Source organism: Azoarcus sp. DN11 (assembly GCF_003628555.1).
Taxonomy (GTDB): Bacteria; Pseudomonadota; Gammaproteobacteria; order Burkholderiales; family Rhodocyclaceae; genus Aromatoleum.
Genome location: NZ_CP021731.1, coordinates 3,910,850 through 3,926,817 on the forward strand (window position 1 = coordinate 3,910,850; position 15,968 = coordinate 3,926,817).

The 15,968-nt window shown below is 67.6% G+C and carries 14 protein-coding genes and 1 tRNA gene; 9 read left to right on the top strand and 6 right to left on the bottom strand.

What is annotated here, in order from left to right; translation table 11 throughout:
• Positions 1–164: 164 nt before the first annotated feature.
• Together CDA09_RS18080 and CDA09_RS18085 are read left to right on the top strand one after the other, a co-directional pair.
• Positions 165–1,499, top strand: a complete 1,335-nt coding sequence (locus CDA09_RS18080; protein ID WP_121429918.1) for a hemolysin family protein — start codon at positions 165–167, stop codon at positions 1,497–1,499.
• Between the two features lie 57 nt (positions 1,500–1,556).
• Positions 1,557–4,229, top strand: coding sequence for a cation-translocating P-type ATPase (locus tag CDA09_RS18085; protein ID WP_121429919.1), 2,673 nt, complete (start codon positions 1,557–1,559; stop codon positions 4,227–4,229).
• Positions 4,230–4,437: 208 nt separating this feature from the next.
• Here the strand turns inward: CDA09_RS18085 and CDA09_RS18090 are convergent, their stop codons facing one another.
• The 3 genes from CDA09_RS18090 to CDA09_RS18100 form a co-directional block, all read right to left on the bottom strand.
• Positions 4,438–5,103 carry a Bax inhibitor-1/YccA family protein gene (locus CDA09_RS18090; RefSeq protein ID WP_121429920.1) on the bottom strand — a complete coding sequence of 222 codons (666 nt, stop codon included), beginning with the start codon at positions 5,101–5,103 and terminating at the stop codon, positions 4,438–4,440.
• Positions 5,104–5,143: 40 nt separating this feature from the next.
• Positions 5,144–5,491 carry an HPF/RaiA family ribosome-associated protein gene (locus tag CDA09_RS18095; RefSeq protein WP_121429921.1) on the bottom strand — a complete coding sequence of 116 codons (348 nt, stop codon included), beginning with the start codon at positions 5,489–5,491 and terminating at the stop codon, positions 5,144–5,146.
• Positions 5,492–5,791: 300 nt separating this feature from the next.
• Positions 5,792–5,876, bottom strand: a tRNA-Leu gene (locus CDA09_RS18100).
• 48 nt (positions 5,877–5,924) lie between these two features.
• Here CDA09_RS18100 and queA point away from each other — a divergent pair.
• From queA to CDA09_RS18130, 6 genes are all read left to right on the top strand, one after another.
• Entirely contained in the window at positions 5,925–6,962 is a 1,038-nt protein-coding gene (gene queA / locus CDA09_RS18105; RefSeq protein ID WP_121430923.1) for a tRNA preQ1(34) S-adenosylmethionine ribosyltransferase-isomerase QueA, read from the top strand.
• The gene (tgt, locus tag CDA09_RS18110; RefSeq protein ID WP_121429922.1) at positions 6,952–8,064 is read left to right on the top strand and encodes a tRNA guanosine(34) transglycosylase Tgt; all 1,113 of its coding nucleotides are present in this window, start codon (positions 6,952–6,954) and stop codon (positions 8,062–8,064) included. Before queA ends, tgt begins: the two co-directional genes overlap by 11 nt.
• Before the next feature lie 129 nt (positions 8,065–8,193).
• Complete coding sequence (yajC, locus tag CDA09_RS18115; protein ID WP_121429923.1) at positions 8,194–8,520, top strand: preprotein translocase subunit YajC; 327 nt, start codon at positions 8,194–8,196, stop codon at positions 8,518–8,520.
• Between the two features lie 87 nt (positions 8,521–8,607).
• A complete protein-coding gene (secD, locus tag CDA09_RS18120) occupies positions 8,608–10,467 on the top strand; it encodes a protein translocase subunit SecD (RefSeq protein ID WP_121429924.1) in 1,860 nt (619 codons plus the stop codon).
• A gap of 35 nt (positions 10,468–10,502) precedes the next feature.
• Positions 10,503–11,432 carry a protein translocase subunit SecF gene (gene secF / locus CDA09_RS18125; RefSeq protein ID WP_121429925.1) on the top strand — a complete coding sequence of 310 codons (930 nt, stop codon included), beginning with the start codon at positions 10,503–10,505 and terminating at the stop codon, positions 11,430–11,432.
• Positions 11,433–11,448: 16 nt separating this feature from the next.
• Positions 11,449–12,069 carry a MarC family protein gene (locus CDA09_RS18130; protein WP_121429926.1) on the top strand — a complete coding sequence of 207 codons (621 nt, stop codon included), beginning with the start codon at positions 11,449–11,451 and terminating at the stop codon, positions 12,067–12,069.
• Positions 12,070–12,082: 13 nt separating this feature from the next.
• Here the strand turns inward: CDA09_RS18130 and CDA09_RS18135 are convergent, their stop codons facing one another.
• Both CDA09_RS18135 and purB read right to left on the bottom strand, forming a co-directional pair.
• Positions 12,083–12,400 (bottom strand): DUF2322 family protein, encoded by a 318-nt coding sequence (locus CDA09_RS18135; RefSeq protein WP_121429927.1) that lies wholly within the window; start codon positions 12,398–12,400, stop codon positions 12,083–12,085.
• A gap of 91 nt (positions 12,401–12,491) precedes the next feature.
• Positions 12,492–13,859 (bottom strand): adenylosuccinate lyase, encoded by a 1,368-nt coding sequence (purB, locus tag CDA09_RS18140; RefSeq protein ID WP_121429928.1) that lies wholly within the window; start codon positions 13,857–13,859, stop codon positions 12,492–12,494.
• A gap of 109 nt (positions 13,860–13,968) precedes the next feature.
• Here purB and apaG point away from each other — a divergent pair, with 109 nt between their 5' ends.
• Positions 13,969–14,352, top strand: coding sequence for a Co2+/Mg2+ efflux facilitator ApaG/CorD (apaG, locus tag CDA09_RS18145; protein ID WP_121429929.1), 384 nt, complete (start codon positions 13,969–13,971; stop codon positions 14,350–14,352).
• 19 nt (positions 14,353–14,371) lie between these two features.
• Here the strand turns inward: apaG and CDA09_RS18150 are convergent, their stop codons facing one another.
• A complete protein-coding gene (locus CDA09_RS18150) occupies positions 14,372–15,958 on the bottom strand; it encodes a hybrid sensor histidine kinase/response regulator (RefSeq protein WP_121429930.1) in 1,587 nt (528 codons plus the stop codon).
• Positions 15,959–15,968 lie beyond the last annotated feature (10 nt).

Consider the following 15,968-nt stretch of genomic DNA (forward strand, 5'->3'; position numbering starts at 1 on the left):
GGGCACGCTGCGTGCCCGCCTGCAGTGCCCGCGCCCGGCACCCGGCTCCCGCGGCCGCCCGGTCGCTCCCCGCCGCATTCACGCCATCCCTCATGGCGTTTCGCGCACGCCCGCTGCGCGCGCCGGCACGCACCACGTGCCCCTACCCTGCATAGCCAGCGAAAATGGAAATCATCATTCTCGTCGCCCTGATCCTGATCAACGGGGTCTTCGCCATGTCCGAGATCGCCCTCGTCACCGCCCGCCGCGCACGCCTGACGCGCCTTGCCGAGGACGGCGACGCGGCCGCGGCGGTCGCGATCAAGCTGGGCGAGGAGCCCACGCGCTTCCTGTCGACGATCCAGATCGGCATCACCTCGATCGGCATCCTCAACGGCATCGTCGGCGAGGCCGCCCTCGCCGCACCGCTCGCCCGCTGGCTGGAGGAGTTCGGACTCGCCCAGCGCCCGAGCGAAATCGGCTCCACCGTGCTGGTCGTCGTGGTGATCACCTACGTCTCCATCGTCGTCGGTGAACTGGTCCCGAAACGCGTCGGGCAGATCAACCCCGAAGGCATCGCGCGCCTCGTCGCCCGGCCGATGAATGCACTCGCAGTCGCCTCGCGCCCCTTCGTGCGCCTGCTCAGCTGGTCGACGGCACTGCTCCTCACGCTGCTGGGCAAGCGCGACGAGGCGGCGCCGGCGGTCACCGAGGAAGAGATCCACGCCCTCCTCGAGGAAGGGTCGGAAGCGGGCGTCATCGAGAAGAACGAACACGAGATGGTGCGCAACGTCTTCCGCCTCGACGAGCGCCAGATCGCCTCGCTGATGGTGCCGCGCGCCGACGTCGTGTGGCTCGACACCAACCAGCCGCTCGACGACAACCTCGCGCGCATGGCCGAATCCGAGCACTCGCGCTTCCCCGTGTGCCGCGGCGGCCTCGACGACATCCTCGGCATCATCTCGTCGAAGCAGCTCTTCAACCAGACGCTCAAGGGCGGCCAGCCCGATCTCACGAAGCAGCTCGAGCCCGCGATCTACGTACCCGAGTCGCTCACCGGCATGGAACTCCTCGACCAGTTCCGCGCCTCCAGCACCCACATGGTGTTCGTGATCGACGAGTACGGCGAGATCCAGGGCGTGGTCACGTTGCAGGACGTGCTCGAGGCCGTCACCGGCGAGTTCCGGCCGGCCAGCCTCGACGAGGCGTGGGCGGTGCAGCGCGAGGACGGCTCGTGGCTGCTCGACGGCATGATCCCCATCCCCGAACTCAAGGACCGCCTCGAGATCAGGGCCGTCCCCGAGGAGGACAAGGGCCGCTACCACACGCTCAGCGGCATGGTGATGTGGCTGCTCGGGCGCATTCCCCACACCGGCGACGTGACGACCTGGGAGGACTGGCGGCTGGAAGTCGTCGACCTCGACGGCAAGCGCATCGACAAGGTGCTCGCGACGCGCCTGGTCGAGATCTCCGCCGAACAGGAATCCCCCTCCCCGCCCGGCACGCAGCCGACCGAATGACGACGACGGCGCGCGGGACATCGCGCCGGCGCCGCCAAATCCGAGGACGACCCGGCGATGAGCACCGACACCCGGTGGCACACCCTCAGCGCGGCCACGGCCGCCGCCGCGCTCGAAGTCGATCCTGAGCACGGACTCGGCAGCGCCGACGCGGCCGACCGCCTCGTCCACAGCGGCGAAAACCGCCTCGCCGAGGCCCCGCCCCGCCCCGCCTGGCTCAAGTTCCTCGACCAGTTCCGCAGCTTCCTCATCGCCGTGCTGATCTTCGCGTCGGCGCTGGCGTGGGCCATCGGCGAACTCAAGGACGCGCTGGTGATCCTGGTCGTGGTCCTGCTCAATGCGAGCCTGGGCTTCTGGCAGGAGCACCGCGCCGAGCGCACGCTCGCGGCGCTCAAGGACATGCTCGCCGCGCGCGCACGCGTCCGCCGCGACGGGCAGCTGCGCGACGTCGACGCCGCCACGCTGGTTCCGGGCGACATCGTGCTGCTCGAAGCGGGCGACCGCGTGCCCGCGGACGGCCGCCTCCTCGCCGCGCACAACCTCGAGGTCGACGAATCCGCCCTCACCGGCGAGTCGCAGGCCGCCGGCAAGATCACCGACACACTCGACGCCCCCGATCTCCCGCTGGGCGACCGCACCAACCTGCTGTTCATGAACACGGTGCTGACCCGCGGACGCGCCGAACTGCTGGTCACCGCCACCGGCATGGCGACCGAGATGGGCGGACTCGCGGGCATGATCGCCACCGCCGAGAGCGGCGAGACCCCGCTGCAGCGCCAGCTCGACGCCCTGGGCAAGCGCCTCGCGATGATCGCGGGCGCCGTCGTCGCCGTGATCTTCGCGCTCGACGCTGCGCGCGGCCTGCCCTGGGTGCAGGCGACGATGACGGCGGTCGCGCTCGCCGTCGCCGCGATCCCCGAAGGCCTGCCGGCGGTCGTCACCGTGACCCTCGCGATCGGCATGTGGCGCATGGCCCAGAACGGCGCGATCCTCAAAAAACTCGCCGCCGTCGAAACCCTCGGGTGCGCCACGGTGATCTGCTCCGACAAGACCGGCACGCTGACGCTCAACCAGATGACCGCGCGCGGCGGCTGGTTTGCGGGCTGCCGCTTCGCGGTCGATGGCGAGGGTTACCACCCGCACGGCCGCATCTGCGGCGACAGCCTCGCGGACCTGCGTCCGCTGCTGCTACCGATGGCACTGTGCTCGGACTCGAGCGTGCGCGACGCGACCCTGGTCGGCGATCCGACCGAAGGCGCACTGTGGGTGCTCGCACAGAAAGGCGGCATCGACCCGCCCGCCGAACGGGAACGCATCCCGCGCATCGCCGAGATCCCGTTCGACTCCGCGCACAAGTTCATGGCGACCTTCCACCACCACGGCGACTGCGTGGAAATGTTCGTCAAGGGCGCCCCCGACGTGCTGCTCGCCCGCTCGGCGCAGTGGCTCGCGCGCGACGGCGAGCGCCCGCTCGACGATGCCGTCCGCGCCACGGTCGCGGCCGAAAACGAGCATCTCGCCAGTCAGGCCCTGCGCGTGCTCGCCGTCGCCCGGCGGCGGATTCCCGCGAGCGATTTCGATCCCGCCGGCGACCTGTGGACGTGGTCGCGCGGCTGGACCTTCGTCGGGCTCGCCGGCCTCATGGACCCGCCGCGTGCCGAAGCCGCCGCCGCGATCCGGCGCTGCCGCCTGGCGGGCATCCGCGTCAAGATGATCACCGGCGACCACAAGGCCACCGCCGCCGCGATCGGGCGCGAGCTCGGGCTGGAGGGCGAGGTGGCGAGCGGCGCCGAACTCGACGCGACGGACGACGCGACGCTCGCCCGCCGCATCGACTCGATCGCCGTCTTCGCGCGCGTCTCGCCCACGCACAAGGTCCGCATCGTGAAGGCGCTCAAGGCCAAGGGGCACGTCGTCGCGATGACCGGCGACGGCGTGAACGACGCCCCCGCGCTCAAGGCCGCCGACATCGGCATCGCGATGGGCCTCACCGGCACCGCGGTGACGCGCGAGGCCGCGACGATGGTGCTCACCGACGACAACTTCGCGACCATCGTGCGCGCCGTCGAGGAAGGGCGCGTCATCTTCGACAACATCGTCAAGTTCGTGCGCTTCCAGCTGTCGACCAACATCGGCGCCATCCTCACCGTGCTCGCCGCGACGCTCGCGGGGCTCCCCTCGCCCTTCACCGCGATCCAGCTCCTGTGGATCAACATCATCATGGACGGACCGCCAGCCATGACGCTCGGCGTGGAGCCCCCCCGCCCGGGCATCATGCGCGCGCCGCCGCGCCATCGGGGCGCCCACATCCTTACCCCGAGCCGGCTCGTCCGCCTCGCCGTGTACGGCGCCACGATGATGGTCGGCACCCTGTGGCTGTTCCACGCCGCACTCGACGCACGCGGCGAACGCTACGCACTCACGCTCGCCTTCACGACCTTCGTGCTGTTCCAGTTCTTCAACGTGTTCAATGCCCGCCGCGAACACGGCAGCGCCTTCAACCGCCAGTTCCTGCGCAACGGCCGGCTGTGGCTCGCGCTCGGCGGCGTCCTCGCACTGCAGGCCGTCGTCGTCAATTGGCCACCGGCGCAGCAGATCTTCGGCACCACCGCGCTCGCCGCCGCCGACTGGCTGCGCTCGATCCTCGCCGCCTCCAGCGTCCTGCTGCTCGACGAAGCGCGCAAGCTGCTGCTGCGCATCAGGGAACGGACGCGCCCTACCCATCACTAACACGGCAATTCAATAGGTCACCCCCCGTTCACCGAGAGTTTGTCGACGGGCCAGGCTCGGTAGGGCTTCGACAGGCTCACGAACGCCATGGATTGCCGGTTTAATGGCCGGCCAAGCCTCGTTCGGAACGACCGAAACGCAACGGGGCGGCCCGCCTGCGCGAACCGCCCCGTTCCTGCGACGCCGGTTTCCGCTCGCGCGGAAGGGATCAATCGTCGTTCATGACCCCCAGCAGTTGCAGCAGGCTGGTGAAGAGGTTGTAGATCGTCACGTACAGGGTCACGGTCGCCATCACGTAGTTCGTCTCGCCGCCGTGGATGATGTTGCTGGTCTCGTACAGGATCAGCCCCGACATCAGCAGCACGAACATCGCCGACACCGCCAGCGACAGGCCCGGCATCGAGAAGAACACCGCGCCGAGGCCGGCGAGGAAGGCGACGAGGATGCCGACGGTCAGGAAACCGCCCATGAACGAGAAATCCTTGCGCGTCGTCACCGCGTAGGCCGACAGCCCCAGGAAGATCGCCGCGGTGCCGCCCATCGCCTGCATCACGATCTGGTGACCGTTGGGCAGCGCCAGATACCTCGACACGATCGGCCCCAGCGTGAAGCCCATGAAGCCGGTCAGCGCGAACACGAACAGCACGCCCAGCCCGCTGTCGCGAAACTTGGTCGTCAGGAACAGCAGGCCGAAGTAGCCCACCAGCGTGATGATCAGGCCCGGATGCGGCAGGCCGAGCGCCATCGAGAGCCCGGCGGTCGCAGCCGAGAACGCGAGCGTCATCGACAGCAGCAGGTAGGTGTTGCGGATGACCCGGTTGGTCGACAGGACCGAGGCCTCCGAACGGGTTATGGTTGCGATACGGTTTTCCATCGAGCGATTACCTCCGTTGTTCGAGTTTTGAGCGGCACCGTCACGCGCCGGCCGGCACCGCATCGGGCATCAGCCCGCGCACGACGCGCCGCTGCCGCTGGAGCCGGCGGGCCAGCACCTGCGCCACACGATCGGCAGCGCCATCCACCGCCGCCCGGGCTTCGGCCGCCGTGATCGCGAAGATCACGTCGGGAAGGTTGCGCAGGCGCAGTTGTACCACGCAACGCTTGTCCACGCCGCCACGCGGGCCGTTCACGTCCGCCACCTTGACCCGCGCCCACCGGATGTGGTCGCGGAAGCGGCCGACGGCAAACTTCATGCGCCGTGCGACATACTCACGCAGACCGGACGGCGTTTCGACACCGTTACATTGCAGATCGATTCGCATTGCAGCATCTCCTTTCGTGGTGAACCGGCAAGCCGGCCCGCTGGAGAAGTATGGGCGCGCGACGATTTCCAAAAAAGAAGATCGACAATGAGCAGAGTTCAGTTTTTTTCGAACTTGAAATCCGACGGCCCGGCCCAACATACCCCAGCGCCGAAACGCAGCATGGGGCGCTTACCACCGATGGCCGAAAAAGAACGTCGAACAGGAAGAGGGAAGCAACGGAACACCGCAGCGGAGATTGGACCTCGCGAACTCTGCTAAAATCCGCGACCTTTGCTGCGCTTTCCGTTCGAGAAAGACTGGTGCCGGGAGTGGGACTCGAACCCACACACCTTGCGGCGGCGGATTTTGAATCCGCTGCGTCTACCGATTCCGCCATCCCGGCCCGGGAAGCGCCGCATTATCCATGAAAGCCCCGGCCAGCAGCAAGCGCATGTCACTTACTCTCGACGATTTCGACTATTTGCTCCCCCCCGAACAGATTGCCCAGGCGCCGCTCGCCGAACGCTGCGCGAGCCGCCTGCTGGTGCTGGACGGCGACCGGGCGGACGATCGCGGCTTCTGCGACCTGCCCTCCCTCGTCGAGCCCGGCGACCTGCTCGTCTTCAATGACACGCGCGTGATCCACGCACGCCTGTACGGCGTCAAGGAGACCGGCGGCCACGTCGAGGTGCTGGTCGAGCGCGCGATCGGCCCGCACGAGGCGATCGCCCAGGTGCGCGCGAGCAAGTCCCCGCGCGCCGGCGCACGCCTGCGCCTCGCGGACGCGTTCGACGTCACGGTGCTCGGCCGCATCGGCGAATTCTTCCACCTGCGCTTTCCCGAAAACGAAGACCTGCTGCCGCTGCTCGAACGCCACGGCAAGCTGCCGCTGCCGCCCTACATCGACCGCGCCGCCGACGATCACGACGAATCGCGCTACCAGACCGTGTATGCGCGCGAACCCGGCTCGGTCGCGGCGCCCACCGCCGGGCTGCACTTCGACCAGCAGATGCTGGCCGACCTCGCCCGCATGGGGGTGAACGGCGCGTGGCTCACGTTGCATGTCGGCGCCGGCACCTTCCAGCCGGTGCGCGTGAACGACCTCGGCGAACACCGCATGCATCGCGAACGCTACGTGATCCCGCAGGAGACGGTCGATGCGATCGCGACGACGAAGGCCGCCGGCAAGCGCGTCATCGCCGTCGGCACCACCAGCCTGCGCGCACTCGAAGGCGCGGCACAGGACGGCGAGTTGACGGCGGGCATCGGCGAAACCGAGCTCTTCATCCTGCCCGGCTACCGCTTCCGCGTCGCCGACGCACTGATCACCAACTTCCACCTGCCGAAGTCGACGCTGCTGATGCTCGTGTCGGCCTTCGCCGGCATCGAGCCCATCCGTCGCGCGTACGCCCACGCGGTGCGCGAAGGCTACCGATTCTTCAGTTACGGGGATGCGATGTTCATCACCCGCCGCAACGATGCAATTTGACCTGATCACCCAGGACGGCGCCGCGCGCCGCGGCCGCCTCACGCTCGCCCACGGCGTCGTCGACACCCCGGTCTTCATGCCGGTCGGCACCTACGGCACGGTCAAGGCGATGACGCCTGCCGCGCTCGGCGACGTCGGCGCGCAGATCTGCCTCGGCAACACCTTCCACCTGTGGCTGCGGCCGGGCCTCGACGTCGTCGCCGCGCACGGCGGACTGCACGCCTTCATGGGCTGGGACAAGCCCATCCTCACCGACTCGGGCGGCTTCCAGGTCTTCAGCCTCGGCGCGCTGCGCAAGATCAGCGAGGACGGCGTCAAGTTCGCCTCGCCCATCGACGGCGCGAAGCTGCTGCTCACGCCCGAGATCTCGATGCAGATCCAGCACACGCTGAACTCCGACATCGTGATGATCTTCGACGAATGCACGCCCTACCCCGCGACGCGCGACGAGGCGGCCAAGTCGATGCGCCTGTCGCAGCGCTGGGCGAAGCGTTCGCGCGACGAGTTCGACCGTCTCGGGAACCGCAACGCGCTCTTCGGCATCGTCCAGGGCGGCATGTACGAGGACCTGCGCGACGAGTCGCTCGCCGCGCTCGAGGACATCGGCTTCCACGGCTACGCCATCGGCGGCCTGTCGGTCGGCGAACCGAAGGAGGACATGGAGCGCATCCTCGCCCACACCGCGCCCCGCCTGCCGCAGCACAAGCCGCGCTACCTGATGGGGGTCGGCACCCCCGAGGACATCGTCGCCGGCGTCGCCGCCGGTATCGACATGTTCGACTGCGTGATGCCCACGCGCAACGCCCGCAACGGCTGGCTGTTCACCCGCTTCGGCGACATCAAGATCAAGAACGCCGTGCACAAGCAGGACACCCGCCCGCTCGACCCGTCGTGCGACTGCTACACCTGCCGCAACTTCAGCCGCGCCTACCTGCACCACCTGCACCGCGCGGGCGAGATCCTCGGCAGCATGCTCAACACGATCCACAACCTGCGCTATTACCAGACGCTCACCGCCGCGCTGCGCGCGGCGATCGCGGACGGCGGCTTCGCCGACTACGTCGCCCGCTTCCGCAGCGAGCGCAGCACCGGCACTGCCTGAATTCCCGGTGCATGATGTGCGGCTTCGGAGCCGCGAAATGCACCACAACTCCCCGCGCGCCGGTTGCCACAGGCGCGACAGGGCCTGCTGCTATAATCCGCCGTTTTAGGCAACTACCCGGAGTCACCCGTGTTCATTTCCAACGCATACGCCCAGGCTGCCGCCGCTGGCGACCCCACCAGCGGCCTGATGGGCATGCTGCCGCTGGTCCTGATGTTCATCGTCCTGTGGTTCCTGATGATCCGCCCGCAGATGAAGCGCGCGAAGGAGCACAAGGCGTTGGTCTCCGCGCTCGCCAAGGGCGACGAGGTCGTCACCCAGGGCGGCATTGCGGGGCGCGTGACCCAGGTCGGTGAAAGCTTCCTGCGCATCGAAGTCGCCGACAACGTCAATATCCTCGTGCAGAGCCAGGCCGTCGCCACCGTGCTGCCGAAGGGCACGCTGAAGACCCTGTAAGCTCCCCGCGCACGGGGCGCGGGCCAGCCGCCCGCCCCGTGCCGCCGCGGCCAGCCGCCTCATCCTTTTTCCAAGCCCATCCATGTCATGAACCGCTACCCGCTCTGGAAGAACATCCTTATCGGTCTGGTCCTGTTCTTCGGCCTGATCTACACCCTTCCCAACTTCTACGGCGAAGTGCCGGCAGTTCAGGTTTCCAGCGGCAAGGCCACCCTCAAGCTCGACGCCTCGCTCAAGGGCACGATCGAGCAGGCGCTCAACGACGCTCGGATCGAGCACACCGGGCTGTTCACCGATGCCAACAGCATCCGCGTGCGCGTCCCGAACACCGACGTGCAGCTGCGCGCCAAGGACGCCATCGAGAAGCGCCTGAACCCCGACCCGCACGACCCGTCCTACGTCGTCGCGCTGAACCTGCTGTCCGCCTCGCCGAGCTGGCTCACTGCGATCCACGCCCTGCCGATGTACCTCGGCCTGGACCTGCGCGGCGGCGTGCACTTCCTGCTCCAGGTCGATATGCCGGGCGCGATCACGAAGCGCCTCGACGCGACCGCTGCCGACCTGCGCACGCTGCTGCGCGACAAGAACGTGCGCCACGCCGGCATCACGCGTGAAGGCAACAATGTCGTGCTGCGCTTCCGCGATGCCCAGCAGCGCGATACCGCGCGCAGGGCGATCGGCGCCAGCACCGCGGACCTGCAGCTCGCCGACCGCGACGACGCCGCCGACGATCTCAAGCTGGTCGCGACGCTGTCGCAGGCCGCGCAGAAGAACATCCGCGACTTTGCCATCAAGCAGAACATCACCACGCTGCACAACCGCATCAACGAACTGGGCGTAGCCGAACCGGTGATCCAGCAGCAGGGCCTCGACCGCATCGTCGTGCAGCTGCCCGGCGTGCAGGACGTTGCCAAGGCGAAGGACATCCTCGGCCGGACCGCGACGCTGGAAGTGCGCCTCGTCGATGACACGCCGGGCGCCCTCGAAGGCGCGCTGGCCGGCAGCGTGCCGCTCGGCACCGAGCTGTACAACGAACGCGGCGGCTCGCCGATCCTCGTCAAGAACCAGGTCGTGCTGACGGGCGACCGCCTCACCGACGCGCAACCCGGCTTCGACGGTCAGACGCACGAACCGGCGGTGCATCTGACGCTCGACGCCGCCGGCAGCCGCATCTTCCGCGACGTCACGCGCGAGAACGTCGGCAAGCGCATGGCGATCCTGCTGATCGAGAAGGGCAAGGGCGAAGTCGTGACCGCGCCGGTGATCCGCACCGAGATCGGCGGCGGGCGCGTGCAGATCTCCGGTCGCATGACGACGCAGGAAGCGAGCGACGTCGCGCTGCTGCTGCGCGCCGGCAGTCTCGCCGCGCCGATGGAAATCATCGAGGAGCGCACCATCGGGCCGAGCCTCGGCGCCGAGAACATCGCCAAGGGCTTCCACTCGACGCTGTGGGGCTTCGTCGCGATCGCGATCTTCATGAGCGTCTACTACATGCTGTTCGGTCTGGTGTCGGTGGTCGCGCTGGCGGCGAACCTGCTGCTGCTGGTCGCGCTGCTGTCGCTGCTGCAGGCGACGCTGACCCTACCCGGCATCGCGGCCATGGCGCTCACGCTGGGCATGGCGATCGACGCGAACGTGCTGATCAACGAACGCATCCGCGAAGAACTGCGCAACGGCGCCACGCCGCAAGCGGCGATCCATGCCGGCTACGAGCGCGCGTTCGACACGATTCTCGACTCCAACATCACGACGCTGATCGCCGGCATCGCGCTGCTGGTGTTCGGCTCGGGTCCGGTGCGCGGCTTCGCGGTCGTGCATTGCCTGGGCATCCTGACCTCGATGTTCAGCGCCATCCTGATCTCGCGCATGCTCGTGAATTTCATCTACGGGCGCCGCCGCAAGGTCGAGTCGCTGTCGATCGGCCAGATCTGGAAGCCGGGCAACTGACCACGCACGCACAAGGCTGAATACAGGGCTGAAAAATGGAATTCTTCCGCATCAAGAAAGACATCCCGTTCATGCGCCATGCGCTGGTGTTCAACATCATCTCGTTGATCACCTTCGTGCTGGCGGTGTTCTTCCTCGCAACACGCGGCCTGCACCTGTCGGTCGAGTTCACCGGCGGCACCCTGATCGAGGTGACCTACACCCAGGCGCCCGAGCTCGAACCGATCCGCACCGCGCTCGCCGCGAACGGTTACCCCGACGCGCAGGTGCAGAACTTCGGCAGCGCCCGCGATGTGCTGATCCGCCTGCCGAACCGCGGCGACCTCGACTCCGCCAAGGTATCCGAACGCACGATGACGACCCTGCATTCGGTCGGCGGCGCGCCCGAGTTGCGGCGCGTCGAGTTCGTCGGGCCGCAGGTCGGCAAGGAACTCGCCTCCGACGGCGCAATGGCGCTCCTGCTCGTGATCTTCGGCATCGTCGTGTATCTGGCGATGCGCTTCGAGTGGCGCTTCGCGGTGTCGGCGATCATCGCCAACCTCCACGACGTCGTGATCATTCTCGGCTTCTTCGCGTTCTTCCAGTGGGAGTTCTCGCTGCCCGTGCTGGCGGCCGTGCTCGCGGTGCTGGGCTACTCGGTGAACGAGTCGGTCGTCGTCTTCGACCGGGTACGCGAGACCTTCAAGAAGAAGCGCAACATGAGCACACCGCAGGTGCTCGACCATGCGATCACCTCGACCATCTCGCGGACCGTGATCACCCACGGCAGCACGCAGATGATGGTGCTCGCGATGCTGCTCTTCGGCGGCGAAACCCTGCACTACTTCGCGATGGCGCTGACGATCGGCATCCTCTTCGGCATCTACTCCTCGGTGCTGGTCGCGAGCCCGCTGGTGATGTGGCTGGGCGTGTCGCGCGAGCAGTTCATCAGGCCGAAGAAGGAAAAGGAAGAGGCGGTCGTCTGACGACCCCGGCGCGGCGATGAACGAGTTCCTGCAGGCCTTCGTCAGCCTTCTGGCGATCACGAACCCGATCATCGCCGCGCCGATGTTTCTCGGCATCGTCGCCGGCGTGCCCGCCGCGGCCCGCCGCCGCGCCGCCGGCCAGGCCGCGATGGCTGTGCTGGCGATCCTCGCCGGCGCCGCGATCGGCGGGCGCTACATCCTCGAACTCTTCGGCATCTCGCTCGACGCCTTCCGCACCGCCGGCGGCCTGGTCATCATCCTCGTCGGCCTCGAGATGCTGCGCGGCAGCCCCAGCGGCATCCAGCAGGACCAGGCTTCGCCGGAAGACGCGCAGGACCGCATCGTCGTTCCCTTCGCGATGCCGCTCGTCGCCGGCCCCGGCGCGATCACCACCGCGATCACGCTGTCGGTGGCGTACCCGTCACGGCTCTACCTGCCAGTGATCGCCCTGCTCGCGTCGGTCGCCACCGCCGTCGTGCTGTGGCTCGTGCTGCGCGTCGCGCTCGCCCGGCAACGGCTCGCCACGCCGCGCGTCGAACGCATCTTCACCCGCTTCATGGGCCTGATCCTGGTCGCGATCGGCTTCCAGATCGGGATGCTGGGCATCCGCGACTTCTTCGGACTCGCCGGCGCCTGACGGCCTTTCTCCCTCAGACCGCAAACACCTGCTTCACCCGCAGCACGTCGCCGCGCTCGATCACGCCGATCAGCCGGTCGATGTTCGGATGCTTGCCCGGACTCTCGCGCGCGTCCCCGGTGTGCTCCGCATACAGCTCCAGCCCTTTCCTCGCTGCCTCGGCGTTGATCGAGCCGTAGAGCTGGGCGAGATGGTTGTAGACGGCCAGCGAGCCCGCCTGCCCGGACTTGTTCTCGATCGTCGCGACGACTGCGCCTTGCGCATCGAGAAGATTGAGCGCCGCGAGGTGGGAGACCTTCGGCAACTGCTTCAGAGTGTCGGCAAACGCCATTCCTGTTTCCTTTCCATCGATTCAATGGAAACGCCACCCGCAGGTGGCGTTCATGTCATTCAGCCGCGAGCGCGCCTCCGGCGCAGCTGCCTCAGATGCGCTTCGCGAGCTCCACGGCCTTGCCGACGTAGCTCGCCGGCGTCATGTCGAGAAGACGCTGGCGGTCGGCGTCCGGAATCGCCAGCGTGCGGATGAAATCCTGCAGCGCCTCGCGCGTGATGCCCTTGCCGCGGGTCATCGCCTTCAGCTGCTCGTAGGGATTCTCGATGCCGAAGCGGCGCATCACGGTCTGCACCGGCTCGGCCAGCACTTCCCACGCATTGTCGAGATCGGCCGCCAGGCGCGCCGGATCGGCCTCCAGCTTGTTCAGGCCCCGCAGGCAGGAGTCGAGCGCCAGCACCATGTGACCGAAACCCACGCCCATGTTGCGCAGCACGGTCGAATCGGTGAGGTCGCGCTGCATGCGCGAGACCGGCAGCTTCTCCGAGAAATGGCGCAGCACGCCGTTGGCGATGCCGAGGTTGCCTTCGGCGTTCTCGAAGTCGATCGGATTGACCTTGTGCGGCATCGTCGACGAGCCGACCTCGCCTTCCTTGAGCTTCTGCTTGAAGTAGCCGAAGGAGATGTACATCCAGATGTCGCGGCAGGCGTCGATCAGGATCGTATTGGTGCGCGCCATCGCATCGAACAGCTCGGCCATCGCGTCGTGCGGCTCGATCTGGATCGTGTAGGGATTGAATTCCAGCCCCAGTGACTCGATGAAGCGGCGGTTGAAGCCTTCCCAGTCGAAGTCGTCCCAGGCCGACAGGTGGGCGTTGTAGTTGCCGACCGCGCCATTGAACTTCGCCGTCAGCGACACCGCAGCGATCGCGGCGCGTGCGCGCAGCAGGCGCGCGGCGATGTTGGCCATCTCCTTGCCCAGCGTCGTCGGGCTGGCCGGCTGGCCGTGGGTGCGCGACAGCATCGGCAGGTTCGCGTGCTGATGGGCCAGCTCGCGCAAGCGTGCGATCACCTTGTCGAGCGCGGGCAGCAGCACCGCGTCACGGCCTTCGCGCAGCATCAGCGCATGCGAGGTGTTGTTGATGTCCTCGGAGGTGCAGGCGAAATGGATGAACTCCGACACTTTCGTGACTTCGGTGTTGTGGCCCAGGCGCTCCTTGAGCCAATATTCCATCGCCTTCACGTCGTGGTTCGTCGTCGCCTCGATGGCCTTCACGGCGGCGCTGTCAACGGGCGAGAACCCCGCGACCACCGCGTCCAGTTCCGCGACCGTCGCGGCCGAGAACGGCGCGATCTCGGCCAGCCGCGCGTCGCCGGCCAGGGCCTTGAGCCATTCGACCTCGACGCGCACGCGATTGCGGATCAGACCATGCTCCGAAAAATGCTCGCGCAGGCCGGCGACCTTTTCGTGGTAGCGGCCATCGAGCGGAGAAAGAGCGGTCAGGGACGAAACGGACATGGCGGTATTTCCGGGCAAAAGTGTTATTTTAACCTCTGCGCCGCCGTCGAGTCGTCGACGGACCGATAATGGATGGACGGACCGACGCCCGCCAGCAAGAGATCACACCATGAGCGACTCCGAAAAATACCGCATCAAGGTGACTGCGGTCGCCGAATACGTACCGGGGCAGTCTGCGCCGGAGGAGGATCGCTACGTGTTCGCCTATCACATCACGCTCACCAACACCGGCAGCGTCGGCGCCCAGCTTCTCAGCCGCCACTGGATCATCACCGACGGATCGGGGAAGGTGCAGGAGGTGCGCGGACAGGGGGTGATCGGCGAACAACCCGTGCTCGCGCCCGGAGAGCAGTTCAGCTATTCGAGCGGCTCCGTCCTCGAAACGGCGGTCGGAACGATGCAGGGCAGCTATCAGATGGTCGCGGCAGACGACCACCGCTTCGACGTCGAGATTCCGCTTTTCGTGCTCGCGATGCCGCGCGTGCTTCACTGAGCCCGCGCCGGGCCGGGCGCTAGGCCGCGCCGCCCTCCTGGAACAGCCGCGCCGGCAGCAGCACCTGCACCGCGGTGCCCTTGCCCAGTTCGGACTCCACCCGGACATGGCCGTCGTACAGGTGGGTCAGCGTATGGACCACGGCGAGCCCCATGCCGGTGCCGCGCCCGACGTCCTTGGTCGTGAAGAAGGGTTCGAACAGCTTCTCGCGGTGCTCCGCCGAGATCCCCGTGCCGACGTCGGTCACGGTGATCGCGAGGAAGTCGCCACGGAATTCGTGGCGACAGGAGTCGCAGCGCTGCATCGCGTCGAAGCTCACGCGCTCGGCGGTGAGCCGGATGGTTCCGATGCCGGTGATCGCGTCGCGCGCGTTGATCAGCAGATTCATCATGATCTGGTGAACGTGCGCCGGATCGACGGACAGCTGCGGCAGATCCGGTTCGATTTCGGCCACCACCGCAAGCGTGTCCGGCAGCGTCGCGCGCAGCAGCCCGACGACCTCCCGCCCGATCTGAACGACCTGCGAGCTGCCCGGCTGCACCGCGCCGCCGCGCCTGAAACTGAGCAGCTGCTGGATCAGCTCGCGCGCCCGCTGGCCGGCCGCGCGAATCTCGTCGACGTACTTGATCACGCGCGGCAGCCGGCCGTCCGCCTTGAGCTGCGTGGACGCCAGCTGCGAATAGCCGAGGATCGCCGCGAGCACATTGTTGAAGTCGTGGGCGATGCCGCCCGCAAGCGTGGCGACGAGCTCCATGCGCTCGAGCCGCGCGACGCGTTCGAACAGCTCGTGCCGGCGACGCTCGTCGTCGCGCATCTGGGTGATGTCTTCCTTCAGCGCGACGAAGTGGCGCACCTCGCCGCTCTCGTCCCGTACCGGCGACACCGAAACCGCCTCGCGGATCAGTCGTCCATCGCGACTGCGGTTGGACATCTCGCCGCGCCAGGTCTGCCCGGTGAGGATCGTCCCCCACAGGTCCGCGTATTCCTCCTGCGTCGTCTCGCCGGACTTGAAGATGCTCGGCCGGGCGCCGATCAGCTCTTCCTCGGAATATCCATAGGCCTTGCAGCACGCCGGGTTCACGTATTCGATGCGGCCATTGCGGTCGGTGATGATGACCGAACAGCCCGATTGCGCGATCGCCTCCGCCAGCGTGCGGTTGCGCACCTCGCTCGCGCGCAGGGCATCTTCCGCACGCTTGATCGGCGTGATGTCGGCAAAGCTCGTGATCACCGACGTGATGCGACCGGCCATGTCCGCGAGGGGCTGGCTGTTGACCTGTATCCAGACGGGCTCGCGCCCCGGATGGGCGATCCCCATGATCACGCCGCGCTGCGGCGATCCCGTGCGCAGGGTGACCATCGCAGGATGCTGGTCGGGCGGACAGGGAGAGCCATCCTCGTTCACGAAGGCGACCGGGAGGCTCGCGGCCGTCCGGCCTTCCAGCTCCGCAGCGGAAAGGCCGTAGATCCGCTGCGCGGTGTGGTTACTGGCAATGATCCGCCCCGCGCCGTCACGCACGACGACCCCGTCGAGCATCACGTCGAAAAGGGGGGACAGATCGGCCTGTCCCTTGGTCCGGAGCAAGGACTGCAACTCGTCGGCCATCAGGTTCGCG

Excerpts from the sequence above, each read along its gene's own strand:
- CDA09_RS18135 (WP_121429927.1), bottom strand. The coding sequence starts at position 12,400 with ATGGCGTTTGCCGACACTCTGAAGCAGTTGCCGAAGGTCTCCCACCTC.
- queA (WP_121430923.1), top strand. The coding sequence starts at position 5,925 with ATGTCACTTACTCTCGACGATTTCGACTATTTGCTCCCCCCCGAACAG.
- CDA09_RS18130 (WP_121429926.1), top strand. The coding sequence starts at position 11,449 with ATGAACGAGTTCCTGCAGGCCTTCGTCAGCCTTCTGGCGATCACGAAC.
- CDA09_RS18085 (WP_121429919.1), top strand. The coding sequence starts at position 1,557 with ATGAGCACCGACACCCGGTGGCACACCCTCAGCGCGGCCACGGCCGCC.
- CDA09_RS18150 (WP_121429930.1), bottom strand. The coding sequence starts at position 15,958 with ATGGCCGACGAGTTGCAGTCCTTGCTCCGGACCAAGGGACAGGCCGAT.
- secD (WP_121429924.1), top strand. The coding sequence starts at position 8,608 with ATGAACCGCTACCCGCTCTGGAAGAACATCCTTATCGGTCTGGTCCTG.
- apaG (WP_121429929.1), top strand. The coding sequence starts at position 13,969 with ATGAGCGACTCCGAAAAATACCGCATCAAGGTGACTGCGGTCGCCGAA.
- CDA09_RS18080 (WP_121429918.1), top strand. The coding sequence starts at position 165 with ATGGAAATCATCATTCTCGTCGCCCTGATCCTGATCAACGGGGTCTTC.
- purB (WP_121429928.1), bottom strand. The coding sequence starts at position 13,859 with ATGTCCGTTTCGTCCCTGACCGCTCTTTCTCCGCTCGATGGCCGCTAC.
- secF (WP_121429925.1), top strand. The coding sequence starts at position 10,503 with ATGGAATTCTTCCGCATCAAGAAAGACATCCCGTTCATGCGCCATGCG.
- tgt (WP_121429922.1), top strand. The coding sequence starts at position 6,952 with ATGCAATTTGACCTGATCACCCAGGACGGCGCCGCGCGCCGCGGCCGC.
- CDA09_RS18090 (WP_121429920.1), bottom strand. The coding sequence starts at position 5,103 with ATGGAAAACCGTATCGCAACCATAACCCGTTCGGAGGCCTCGGTCCTG.
- CDA09_RS18095 (WP_121429921.1), bottom strand. The coding sequence starts at position 5,491 with ATGCGAATCGATCTGCAATGTAACGGTGTCGAAACGCCGTCCGGTCTG.